This window comes from Chitinophaga pollutisoli, from assembly GCF_038396755.1.
Taxonomy (GTDB): domain Bacteria; phylum Bacteroidota; class Bacteroidia; order Chitinophagales; family Chitinophagaceae; genus Chitinophaga; species Chitinophaga pollutisoli.
This window is the reverse complement of the sequence record NZ_CP149822.1, coordinates 2,717,840-2,730,342: the sequence shown is the minus strand read 5'-3', so window position 1 is coordinate 2,730,342 and position 12,503 is coordinate 2,717,840. Positions and strand designations below refer to the sequence as shown.

At 55.2% G+C, this 12,503-nt stretch carries 9 protein-coding genes and 1 riboswitch; of the genes, 3 read left to right on the top strand and 6 right to left on the bottom strand.

From position 1 onward, the window contains the following. Window positions 1-8 precede the first annotated feature (8 nt). The gene (locus WJU16_RS11140) at window positions 9-1,913 is read right to left on the bottom strand and encodes a TonB-dependent receptor domain-containing protein (protein ID WP_341838387.1); all 1,905 of its coding nucleotides are present in this window, start codon (window positions 1,911-1,913) and stop codon (window positions 9-11) included. Window positions 1,914-2,016: 103 nt separating this feature from the next. Further along, window positions 2,017-2,223: riboswitch (cobalamin riboswitch) on the bottom strand. A 47-nt stretch (window positions 2,224-2,270) separates the two neighbouring features. Here WJU16_RS11140 and WJU16_RS11135 point away from each other — a divergent pair. Both WJU16_RS11135 and WJU16_RS11130 read left to right on the top strand, forming a co-directional pair. Next, window positions 2,271-3,605, top strand: a complete 1,335-nt coding sequence (locus tag WJU16_RS11135) for an amino acid permease (protein WP_341838386.1) — start codon at window positions 2,271-2,273, stop codon at window positions 3,603-3,605. Between the two features lie 2 nt (window positions 3,606-3,607). Then, a complete protein-coding gene (locus WJU16_RS11130) occupies window positions 3,608-4,771 on the top strand; it encodes an aminotransferase class I/II-fold pyridoxal phosphate-dependent enzyme (protein ID WP_341838385.1) in 1,164 nt (387 codons plus the stop codon). Window positions 4,772-4,876: 105 nt separating this feature from the next. Here the strand turns inward: WJU16_RS11130 and WJU16_RS11125 are convergent, their stop codons facing one another. The 5 genes from WJU16_RS11125 to WJU16_RS11105 all read right to left on the bottom strand — a co-directional run bounded on the left by WJU16_RS11125 (window position 4,877) and on the right by WJU16_RS11105 (window position 9,215). Then, a complete protein-coding gene (locus WJU16_RS11125) occupies window positions 4,877-5,527 on the bottom strand; it encodes a hypothetical protein (protein ID WP_341838384.1) in 651 nt (216 codons plus the stop codon). A gap of 100 nt (window positions 5,528-5,627) precedes the next feature. Then, window positions 5,628-6,134, bottom strand: a complete 507-nt coding sequence (locus WJU16_RS11120) for a hypothetical protein (protein ID WP_341838383.1) — start codon at window positions 6,132-6,134, stop codon at window positions 5,628-5,630. A 316-nt stretch (window positions 6,135-6,450) separates the two neighbouring features. Then, window positions 6,451-7,083: a response regulator transcription factor gene (locus tag WJU16_RS11115; RefSeq protein WP_341838382.1), complete on the bottom strand. Its 633-nt coding sequence runs from the start codon at window positions 7,081-7,083 to the stop codon at window positions 6,451-6,453. A 68-nt stretch (window positions 7,084-7,151) separates the two neighbouring features. Beyond that, window positions 7,152-8,093 carry a histidine kinase gene (locus WJU16_RS11110; RefSeq protein ID WP_341838381.1) on the bottom strand — a complete coding sequence of 314 codons (942 nt, stop codon included), beginning with the start codon at window positions 8,091-8,093 and terminating at the stop codon, window positions 7,152-7,154. 765 nt (window positions 8,094-8,858) lie between these two features. After that, window positions 8,859-9,215: a hypothetical protein gene (locus tag WJU16_RS11105; protein ID WP_341838380.1), complete on the bottom strand. Its 357-nt coding sequence runs from the start codon at window positions 9,213-9,215 to the stop codon at window positions 8,859-8,861. 582 nt (window positions 9,216-9,797) lie between these two features. Between WJU16_RS11105 and WJU16_RS11100 the strand changes: the two genes are divergently transcribed. After that, window positions 9,798-12,500, top strand: a complete 2,703-nt coding sequence (locus WJU16_RS11100; protein ID WP_341838379.1) for a DUF1553 domain-containing protein — start codon at window positions 9,798-9,800, stop codon at window positions 12,498-12,500. The last annotated feature ends 3 nt before the right edge of the window (window positions 12,501-12,503 follow it).

Below are 12,503 nucleotides of genomic sequence, written 5' to 3'. Positions count from 1 at the left end.
TTTTTAAATCAGAATGAAAAAGATACCCCGCTCTGCATGTTGAACCCAAGCACGGAGTAGCCGTAAATTTCCCAATATTTTTTGTTATTGGTGATATTATTTGCATGCAGGAAAATTTTAGCTTTCCCGAAGTTGTATTCCGCGTAGGCGTTCCAGATAGTATAGGCCTCCAGCTGGATGTTTTCCGCCGACCAGGCGTTGGGCGCGTAGTACAAATCGCCACGGGTGCCCGTGTGGCGCACGCTGGTGCCTACAAATAACCCTTTCGTAGCCTGGAAACTGATGTCGATCTGGCCGGTGTGATTGGGGCGGCGCACCAGGTTGGAATAGGTGGTGTCTTTGCCGGAGGGCGCCTGCGTCGTCACCTGCCCGTCTACATACGCATAAGACGCCTTCACGCTCAGCTTTTCAATGGGTCGCGCGCTCACTTCCACTTCCACGCCCTTGTCGCGCTGCTGGTTGAAGTTGATGTATTTATAGTTGATGTAGGAAATCTGATCCTTGATATTACGTTTAAAGCCCACCACGCGCAGGTCCAGCTTGTTCTGCAACAGGTACGTCTGGATACCGGCCTCGTAGCTGTCGGCATGTTCGGCCTTCAGGTCGGGGTTGCCGTACTGGCTGTACAGCGAAGTCAGCGTCGGCGCCTTGAAGCCGGAAGCCACCGTGGCAAAAACCTTCAGCTTATCGGAAAAAACATAGGAAGGGTTGATGGTGTAGGTGAACTTGTTGCCGTACTTGTTATGGATGGTGTAACGCCCGCCCAGCTCCAGGTTGAAGCCGTGGAAGTTCTTCAGGAACAGCGAAACGTAAGGGCTCACGGTGTTCTGGCTGTGTTTGTCCCAGGAATTGTCTTCGTCGGGTTCGGCGTTGATCATTTCCGCCTGGCGGTATTCCACGCCGGCGAGCGCCTGGAGCCAGTTGGTGATGTCGTAGTGGCTGTACACTTCTCCGAAATAGGAGCGGCCGTCGAGGTGGGTGGTGTCCCAGCCGGTTTCGTCGAAGCGGTTCACGCGCTGATAGGCGAAGTTACCGTGGATATTACCTTTGTTGCCGAGTGCGTATTGAGTGCGCACGCCGGAATGCAGGAAGTCGGATTCGTTTTTGTTGATGCGGGAATCGGCGAAGGATCCTGCATCGAAGCGGCTTTTATAGTCGCTGTAGAATAGGAACGGCTGGATACGGAAATTTTCCGTGGCCTGGATGCCCACGGTGGCGTTGAGGCCATTCTGGCGGTAGCCGTCGCGGTCGAAAACGTCTTTCACCGTATCGGGCCGCGCGGCTTCGGAGATACCGTCGGTGGTGAAATGGGTGAAGGCGATATTGTAATCGATATTGTCCTGTTTGCCGCGGAGGCCCAGGGAGCCTTTCATGGTGCGGTTGGAGCCGAACATGAGGTCGCCGAAAACGTTGACGGGTTTGTTGCCGCCTTTCTTCATGATGATGTTGATCACGCCGGCGATGGCGTCCGCGCCGTAGAGCGTGGTTTGGGTGCCGCGTAGGATCTCGATCCTTTCCACCTGGTCGATGGGCAGGAAGCGGAGGTCGATGGCGTTTCCGGTGAGGCCGGTGGCGTCGGCAACGGGGATGCCATCCATGAGGATGGTGGTGTACTGGGAGGTGGCGCCGCGGAAGTAGACTTCGCGGTTTTTGCCGGGATTGGAATAGACGCCGCCGATCACGATGCCGGTGGATTCGTTGAGCACGTCGGCCACGGAGCGGCCGAGGTTCTGCTCGATCTGGCGGTTGCCGATGATGGTAAGGACTTTCCCGGTTTCGCTGAGTTTCTTGGCGAATTTGGTGGCGGTAACGGTGTAAGTGCTGAGCTCGGAGACGCGGGTGGAATCCTGCGCCGATGCGATCTGGCTGGCGGCGAGGAAGCCGGCGGTCAGGATCAGGTGTGTTTTTTTCATGTAGGCCATAGATTGTAAATAATCAGTGGCGCCTGGGGAAATTGAAAAGTACGTATGTTGGCTATGCCGCATATGTCCTCCGCTTTTCACCCGAAAGCGCGGATAAATCAAAAAGGTATGCGGCAGGTCTTCTGGCTTCGTCCGCTTTCCAGGAGGCCTTCCCGTTCCGTTGTACCGGAATAGTGGCTGGGGATCCTGAAAATCTTGTATGCGGGCTTACAGCTACGGGGATAGCTCCGGATTTGCACCGGATTCCCTATTAATGCCAGCCCCGGGTAGGGGCAAGGCAACCGTTTACCGGCCGCAAACCTACGGATATTTTGGTAAATAAGGCGTTAATCGGTTATCTTGTACAACATGAGCATCAAACCGAAACTCGGGCCTTTCGACCTCACCATGATCGTGGTGGGGCTGGTGATCGGGATGGGAATCTTCCGGACGCCGGTGAGCGTAGCCCGGGAAACCGGTACGCCGGCGCTGTTCTATATGGTATGGGTGCTGGGAGGGCTCGTCACCTTGTGTGGGGCGCTGACCTACGCCGAGATCGGCTCGCGCTTTCCCGTCGCGGGCGGGTTTTACAAAGTGCTGTCGCACGGCTTCCACCCCGCTTATTCCTTCATGATCAACTGGACCCTCGTCATCTCCAACGCCGCTTCCATAGCGGCGGTTTGCATTGTGGGAGCGGAGTACATCGGCCCGGTGATCCTCCCAGGCTCCATGCAGCACGAGGGCGGGCGAAAGGCGATCGCCATTTCGGCGGTGCTTGTGCTCTATATCGTAAATATGCTCGGCATCCGGATGAGCGCCAGCTGGCAAAACGTGCTCACCGTATTCAAAATCACCCTGGTGCTCCTCCTCTGCCTGGCCGCCTTCAGCAGCCATGTAGCGCCCGCCGCTGAGGTAGCGGCATCCGCCACGAGCCATAGCTGGGCATATATCTTCGGCGCCGCCCTCGTCCCGGTTTTCTTCACCTATGGCGGCTACCAGCAAACGATCAATTTCGGGTCCGACGTGCGCGATCCCGTCAAAAACATGCCCCGCGCCATCGTCATGGGCATCCTCATCATCCTCGCCCTCTATCTGACTGTCAACTACGCCTACGTGAAAGTGATCGGTTTCGAACAGCTAAAAAATACTGACGCCCTCGCGGCGCGCATGGCGGAAGTGTTTTTCGGGGAATATGGCTTCAAGATAACCTCGGTATTGCTGTTTTTGTCGGTGCTGGGATACGCGAACGTCAATCTCATGTCGAATCCCCGGATGTATTACGCCATGGCGGAAGACGGTGTGCTGCCGTCCGTGTTCAGACGCATCAACGCGCGCACGCAGGTGCAGGAAGTGGCGCTTTCCGTATTCACCGCGCTCATCATCGGTATGCTGTATTTCCTCAGCAACTTCGACAATATTATCCAATATGTCATGCTTTTTGACTCAATTGGCCTTGCTTCGGCTGCAGCAACGATATTTGTGCTGCGGAAGAAAACGGCGCACCTCGACGGGCAGATCTATAAAGTTCGGTTTTATCCCCTGGTGCCGGCGTTTTTCATCACCGTGTATTTATTTGTAACTGTCAATATTTTTATCAAAGATCTGAACCAGGCACTGGGCGGTATGTTTTGGTTTGTAGCCGGACTACCCATTTATTTCATTATGCGTTACGTCGTGAACAGGCGTACCGGGAGCAATCAGTAATTATGGACCTTTCATTTATAATCAACCAGCTAGGAGAAGACAGGGAGCAGTATTTCAACGCCATTGCCCCGCCCATCATGCAAAGCAGCAATTTTGCGTTCAAAACGGTCGGCGAGATGCGGGAATTGTTGCAGGACGAATACAAGGGTTTCCTCTACACGCGGGGCAACAACCCCACTATCGAGATCCTGCGGAAGAAGCTGGCCGCGCTCGACGGGGCCGAGGATGCCCTGATCTTCGGCAGCGGCGCGGCAGCGATCTTTGCGTCGGTGCTGTCGCAGGTGCAGCAGGGTGATCATATCGTATCGGTCCGCGACCCCTACAACTGGGCGCGCCAGCTGTTCATGAACATCCTCCCGCGGTTTGGAGTGGAAACAACGTTTGTGGACGGGACAGACATCGCGCATTTCCGGAACGCCATCCGGCCCAATACCCGCCTCATCTACCTCGAATCGCCCAATTCCTTCACATTTGAATTGCAGGATATCGCTGCGGTGGCGGCGCTGGCCAAGAAGCAGGGGATTGTAACGATTATCGACAATAGTTACTGCACGCCGATTTACCAGCGCCCGCACGACCTGGGGATTGATCTCTGCCTGCAATCCGCCACCAAGTTCATCAGCGGGCATAGCGATACCATGGCCGGGGTGTTGACGGGTCGGCAGGAAATGATCCGGCGGATATTCACGTCGGAGTTGCTGAACATCGGCAGCGGCATTGCGCCGTTCAATGCGTGGTTATTGCTGCGCGGGCTGCGGACGCTGGAGATCCGGCTGGAGCGGAGCGCGCGGAGCACGGAGAAAATCTGCCGGTGGTTGAAGGAACAGCCGGGGGTGGAGAAGGTTATTTTTCCGATGGATCCTGATTTTCCGCAATACGAATTGGCCAGAAAGCAAATGACCGGCGCGGCCGGCTTGCTGACGATCCAGCTAAGGGCTACTGGCCGCGCACAGGTGGAAGCATTCTGCAACGGGTTGCAACGATTCCTGATGGCGGTTTCCTGGGGCGGGCATGAGTCGCTGGCTTTTCCGGCTTGTGCGTCGATGCACGAAAGCGACTTCGATCCTGCGGTGGAGAAGCACCGGATGGTAAGGCTGTACATTGGCCTGGAGGATCCCGAAATGCTCATCGAAGACCTTTCTCAGTCGCTCAAATCCATCGCCTGATTTTGTAACCCTTTACTATATCGATTTTGCAAGGAATGATCGAAATTATAAAAAAAGCCGGACGGGTAAATCGTCCGGCTTTTTCTGCATAAAATATGTTCGGGATCAACCGGGCATGCGGCTGATATATTTGTCCATTTCTTTGATCTGGCTAACGATCTGATCGGTCGTTGGCTTCTGCGCTTTGGCGCGGCGGAAGTAATCTTTCGCGGTTTTGAAGTCGCGGCGGCTCATGGCGATGGAGCAGAGCATCAGCAGGGCGCCGGCGGTGTTTTCTTTATCGGGAAGGCCCAGGCGAACCGCTTTTTTCAGGTTGGCGTCGGCCGATTTGATATCGTTTTTCTGGTAAGCGATGGTACCCAGCTGGAAGAACTGCATCCCTTCGTATTCCTTCATCGGGCTGCCGGATTTGATACTGGCTTTCACCGCGGCTTCGGCTTTGTCGAGATCCTGGTTTTGCATTGCCAGGTTGGACTGCATGAAGTAATAAACAGAACGAATCGGTTTGATGAGCAGTTTCGGGAACTTAACCATGTTCATGTACCGCATGGCGCCATCCACATCACCATTTTCCACCGCTTCCTGCACCAGGCGCATAGGGCCGAAAAGAAAATGGGTCACAATGCAAATCAGGGCCAGTACCAGCACGATCGAGGATTCCCACCAGCCCACGGAAACGCCCAGGGCGATACCGCCAATCAGAAGTACCAGTCCAAGCGGCAGGCGGTATTTGATAAATAAGTTAAATGCTTTCATATTTTCTAGAAACGAAGGGCAAAGATACAATAACTAAAAAGGAAAAAGCGGAGCAAATTTTGCCCCGCTTTTTCCCGTCGCTTCTCGAACAGTCAATAGATTATTGCCTGCTGAATGAATATACTACGTAAGCAGTTTTACCTTCATATGTTACCGGCGCCCTCCAGACCATGCTCGCCTGGTCGGCCTGTGCCAACTCCACGCGATAGCCGTCCAGGATGTTTTTCGCTTTCACCCCGCTCATCATTTCCTTGAACTGCAGCATGATTACGCCGTTCTGGTTAATAGTGCTCCAAACGATATCCTGCGTACCCGTCGTACAACCGGCGGCGGAACTGTTGATGGTGAAAGATCCGTTGCTGTTGGACGGTAACACCCAGCTGCTGCCCTGCAGGCAATCAGGAGGAATATTGGAAAATACGGTGGAAATCTTAGCGGTGGAAGGCAAGCCTTCGTAATTGACGCTGTTGAGCGTCCATTTGCCGGTAGCGGCCTTGCGCATGCCGCCGGCGGTTACCGCGGTACTGCCTTTCTGCGAAGCACAGGCGCTCATCAGCAGGGAGGCTGCTCCCAATACCGTAAAAAGGCGGGTCAATTGCTTTGTCATTGTTCGGATGTTTTTGTTGCTATGCTAACAAATTTCCGGCCAAAAGTGTTGAAAAGAAGGAGCACACCGGTGGTGCGCTCCTTGGGGAACAATGGGATGTTGAGGGGGAAAATCTTCCGGTGCTACCGGTTATAAGCGTATGTAACTGTCGATCTGGATATTATATGCCCGCCGGTGTTCCGCGCCGTCATCTCCAACGGCGTAAAAATGGAAAACATTCCCCCGACCCACAACCACATATCGATGTGATTCCTTGCGGGCAAGGGAATGACGGCCGGTTGGTTTACCCCGGCGAATGGAAGCTTCTGAAAGTTTTTTACACGAGTTTGTCCCGGAAAGCTTTTGCCACGGCTTCGGACTTGGAATTGACGTGCAGTTTTTCGTAGATTTTCTTGATGTGCGACCGCACCGTATCGATGGAAATGAAAATCTCTGATGCGATCATTTTGTAACTGTATCCGTTCACGAGGAGCTGCAGCACTTCCTTCTCGCGCTCGGAAAGATTGTACATCTCGTTACGGTCGGATGGCTGGCGGGCAAATAAGTGCAGCACCTGCCGCGCGATGCCCGAAGTCATGGGGGCGCCGCCTTCATACACGTCCTGGATGTATTCCAGGAGCTTGTCGGGCGGGGTTTTCTTCAGCAGGTAGCCGTCGGCGCCTGCCCTGATGGCTTCGAAAACATGCTGGTTGTCGTCGAAAACGGTGAGCATGAGGATGGGGAGCTGGGGGTAACGGGAACGTACGATGCGCAGGCCATCAATGCCGTTGGTGCCTGGCATGTCGATATCCATTAACAATACATCGGGAAGCAGTTCGTCCGTTTGCCGGAGGATGTTGTCACAATTCCGGAATGCGCCGCATACTACAAAATTTTGTGCTCCGTCGATCAGTAAAGTAAGGTTCTCTCGCAGTTTGGTGTTATCCTCGTATAACACGATACGGATCATATCCTGGGTTTGGTAGTTGATAACTGATGTAAAGGTAACGAACGCCGCGATGCACACCAATCACATGCTTATGTGGTTGGGAACATGAGGGTGACCACCGTTCCTTTTCCTATCTGGCTCTGAATGCTGAACTGCCCGTTCATGCGGTACGCCCGCCGCTGCATGTTCATGAGCCCGTCGCCGTCGCCGGCACACTTCACATCGAATCCCGCGCCATTGTCCTGCACGCGCAGCACCAGCTGGCCTTTGCGCAGCTGGATCCGGATATCGGCGAAGGTGCATTGCGCGTATTTGGCGATGTTGGTGATGGATTCCTTGTAGATCATGAAGAAATCGTGGCGGTTGTCGAGCTGCAGTTTACGATGGTAAATTTTCTCGTCGATATTGAACGCGAACCCTATGCCCCTGGCCTCCAGCATGCCGGTGGTGAACTCGCGCATGCGGGCGATGACGCGCGGTGTGCTGTCGTTCAGGGGGTTGATGCTCCATACGATGTCGTCCATGCTTTCCATCATGCGGGTAGTGCTTTCGCCGATTTTTCCGAGGAATTCCCGGGTTTTGTCATGATCGCCGCGGGCGGCGCTTTTCTGCGCCATGGTGCTCATGATGTTGATGGAGGTGAGGGTGCTGCCCATATCGTCGTGCAGGTCGCGGGCGATGCGGCTCCTGACTTTCTCGGTGGCGAGGATGTGGTTGATCCGAAGGCGGTGGATGGTATAGACGATGGCCGCCAGCAACAGCACCGCCGCAGCGTAAAACCATCCTTTCTGCCAGGCCGGTTGCTGGAACAGCCTTTTAATCTGCACGGCCGGCCGGGGGCCGGATTGCGTGAGTTGGGAGAAAAAGGGAGCGTTGGTATCGGAAATCTTGTGGATCCGGTGCGGATGGGTTTGGGGGGGAACGTCGGTTGGCGGCGTTGGCTCGTCGTGCGGCCGGTGAAATTCCGGCGCGGAGAGGCAGATGAATGCTGGCATCAGGATGGCCAGCAGGAGTTGGTGGAGCTGGGGCATGGGGGAAAACGGCTGAACGGGACAAAAATAACCGGTTTACACCATCAATATAACGTTCTGTCCGCCGAAACCGCCATTTCACATGTTTATGTGGTGGAGTTTAATGTTAAGCGGTTTACCTTTACTTCCACGAGAAACGATGCAAAGCATAACCCCAATGTACTGACTCCAAACCTGTGATTCTTCAGGTACATCGCGGATGCCCCCGGCTGCCATTTGGCCGCATGGTGGGCTGTTATGCAAACCGTCGATTTTACAACAACGCCTTATAGGAATATGCTGCTAATATAACGGGCGCGAGCTTCTGCTTGTGCCTTTTTTTTATGGCTCCCTCGCCGCCCCGTCACCGCCGCCACTGTCTCCCCCGCCGCTGTCCCTCGCCGCCCCGTCACCGCCGCCACTGTCTCCCCCGCCGCTGTAGAAAAGGCCGTCGTTCCCGGTATACCGGTGTATTCATAGGGGTTGGAGCGGGGAATGATGGTCGCCGCCGGGTGGGCGTTTATGGTTGTTCCAGGTGCCGTAGATGATGTAGCCGGAAAATAAGGGTGATGCAGATGTAGATGACCATGGATGGGAGCAGGGTATCTGGTGAAGGATTGTCATAAGTATAGGTGTTCCTTCCAAAAGTATTGAGTTTTTGGATGTGTGGCGGTATCCGGGTAAAAGGAAAAGGATAGGGGGAAGATGGCGGCGTCCATATCGAAAGGGCTGCTTCTGAAGGCAGCCCTTTAAAAATAGGGGTGTCACAGGGTGGACAATGGTTGGTTATATATTTTCTGCGATTGAAATACGGTGGGTGACATCGGGTTCTTCCATCCTGCTTTGGAGGAGGAGGGACTCGAGGGCTTCTGTACGAAGGATATTACTTGTTTGGGTAGTGCAATGGGTAGCTGTGGTATGACGGAGCATCACGCCCTCGCCGGTGAGCAGCCAGCGGATGCTCAGGTCCGGGAACCGGGCGGCGATGTCGGCTATGATATCCACGCTGGGCTTAGCACTGTCCGAGCGGAACAGCCGCGCGATCTTTTCGCAGCTTTTGTATTCCAGTAACCTGGTAAAATCAGAAGTGCCCAGCTTTTTATACTGCAGGAATTTTTTCAGTCTGCTTGCGATTGCTTCCATAAGATAAATGAGTTACGAGGTTTAGACATGTATTTTTATCTAAAGGGTGAAAATTCAAAACGAAATATTTTTTTTCGACGCTTCACCCCTCGCCCCCCAGAATTCACTCTATTAATTTATAACTGCTGTGGTCAATCGCCGGTAACCCAATAGCCGGATTTCCGGCCTGATTCACGGCAAGCCGATTCGCCGGCCTTTCAACGTCCATGTCCCCAAGTGCCAAAGCTGCGCCTCCGCGCGCCCCGGCTGCGGGTTACAGGAAAATGAAACCTCCCGGCCGCGGACAGACAAAAATAACGGTCCCGTTGTCCGTATCGGCCTCAAATAAGTCTCATGTCTAATGTATGCATATACCGGAGGGTGAATTCTTTCACCCTTCTTTTTTTGCCGTTTGTAAACTCAACTTGCAGATTGTAGCGCGTTTTTGTAGATTGGGTACGAAGTACACTTAATATAAAGGATTTTAGCAAGGATTTGTATGATATTAGCAGAAGCCCAGGTAAAACCAGGGTTCCCGCGTTATAAATTTGCGTCTACACGTCACATTCGTTCATCAAAAAAATGTTTCCACGGCCATTCATCATGACAATGACCATTCGCTCCAGACGCTGGATTCCCGCCGGCCTGGCCCTTATCCCCTTCGTCGCCGCCTGGCTCGGAGGGTGCGGCTCCGGTAAAAAGGTGGATTTCAGTACCGAAGTAAAGCCTATTCTTAACAAGCATTGCATCAGCTGCCACGGCGGTGTGAAGCAAAGCGGAGGTTTCAGCGTGCTATTCCGCGAAGAAGCCCTCGGCATCACCAAAAGCGGCAAACCCGCCATCATCCCCGGCGACGCCAGTGCTTCCGAATTCATCCGCCGCCTCCACACCAACGATCCCAAGGAGCGCATGCCCCTCAAGGCCAACAAGCTCTCCGGTGAAGAAATCGATATCCTCACCCGCTGGGTCGAACAAGGTGCCGAATGGGGCGAACACTGGGCCTACGTTGCCCCCAAAGCCCCCGCCGCCAATGCCTCCGTTGACCAGTTCATCAACGAAAAACTCGAAGCCGAAAATCTTACGCCCGCCCCGCAGGCAGATCCCCAAACCCTCCTGCGCAGGCTCTCCCTCGATATCACCGGCATCCCGCCCTCAGAAGCCCGCGCCGCCGCCTTCTCCGCCAACTTCAGCGAAGCCACCTACGCCCGGATGGTGGATTCCCTCCTCGCTTCCCCGCAATTCGGCGAAAAATGGGCCTCCATGTGGCTCGACCTCGCCCGCTACGCAGACAGCAAAGGCTATGAGAAGGATACCCGCCGCGATTTCTGGCGGTACCGCGACTGGGTCATCAAAGCCTTTAACGCCGACATGCCCTTCGATACTTTCACCATCGAACAGCTCGCCGGAGACCTCCTCCCTTCACCCACCGACGATCAACTCATCGCCACCGCCTTCCACCGCAACACCATGAGCAACGACGAAGGCGGCACGCAAGACGAGGAATTCCGCACCGCCGCCGTCATCGACCGTGTTAACACCACCATGGAAGTTTGGCAGGGCACTACCATCGCCTGCGTGCAATGCCACAGCCACCCATACGACCCCTTCCGCTTCGAGGACTACTATAAATTCATGGCCTTCCTCAACAATACCCGGGACGAAGACACCCAGGGCGAACATCCCAAACTGCGGTTCTACGACTCCCTGCAGCGCAAGGAAATAGACGCTGTTGCCCATTGGGTGAAACAATTCGGCAACGACGCCGAACTGCAGGGCACGAAGGATTTCCTCCGCTACCTCGAGCCGAAAGTCCATGCCCACGACGCCGATCAATACATCAACGGGGAACTCGCTGATACCAAGTGGATGAGCATCCGCCACGGCGGCAGTGCCCGCATGAAAAATGTTCCGCTCAATGGCGCCGACTACCTGTTCCTCCGCTACTGGGGCGGGCCGGGCGGCAGCCTGGAAATCCGGGCCGACAGCCTGAAAGGCCCTGCTATCGCCAACGTTGCGCTCAAAGAGGGGAATATCGTTTTGCCCGTCACGTTACGCCCGCTCGAAGGCCGGCACGACCTGTACTTCATCTTCCGCAACCCTTCGCTGAAGCCGACGCAATCCGTCGCCAACGTGGAATGGATGGCGTTCCGGCATAGCCTGCCGGGTAAAGGACAGGCCGGTTACCGGGAGATGCAGCAGCGATTCCATGACCTGGTGGCCGCTTACCCGCCGGATATGCCGGTGATGGTGGAAAACCATCCCGACCTGCACCGCCCGACCTGGATTTTCGAGCGGGGCAACTGGCTGGTGCATGGCGACCGGGTGCAGCCGGGCACACCCGCTTCCCTGAACGCTTTCCCGAAAGGCGCGCCAGCCAACAGGCTGGGTCTCGCGCAATGGCTCATGGCGCCGGAGAACCCGCTCACCGGCCGTGTGATGGTCAACCGGTTATGGGAGCAGCTCTTTGGTATAGGGCTCGTGGAAACGCTGGAGGATTTCGGGACGCAGGGTTTTGCCCCATCACATCCTGAGCTGCTGGATTACCTTGCTTATCAGTTCGTACATAAACATAAATGGAGTGTGAAGGCGATGCTGCGCGAAATCGTACTGTCGGCCGCGTACCGCCGCGATTCGAAGAGCACGCCGGAGTTACAGGAAAAAGATCCGGCCAACCGCCTGCTGGCGCACGGGCCCCGTTTCCGGCTGTCGGCGGAACAGGTGCGCGACCAGGCGCTCGCTGTCAGCGGGCTGCTCAACCTGAATATGGGCGGCGCGGCAGTGATGCCCTTGCAGCCGGATGGCGTGTGGATGACCGTGTATTCCGGCGACGTATGGAAAACGTCTGAGAATGGCGACCAGCACCGTCGCGGTGTTTATACGTTCCTGAAACGGACGAGCCCTTATCCTTCATCCATTACTTTCGACGGCAGCAGCCGGGAGGTGTGCCTCCAGCGCCGCATCCGTACCAATACGCCATTGCAGGCGCTGGTAACGCTCAACGACCCCGTGTACCTCGAAGCGGCGCGCACGCTGGCGCAGCAGATGCAGAAAGACGGGGGCAAGGATGCGAAAGCCTGCATCAAACGGGGTTACAAACTAGCCATGAGCAAGGATATCACCGACGCTAAAACCGCGGTGCTTGAAAAGCTCTACAATCAGGCCCTGCAACAATACAAAAAAGACCCCGCCGCCGCCGACGCTTTCAATATGCGCGCGGTACCGGACGCCGAAAAAGCACACCTGGCCGCACTCACCGTAGTCGCCAATGCATTAATGAACCTGGACGAGTTCCTGACCAAATCCTGATGA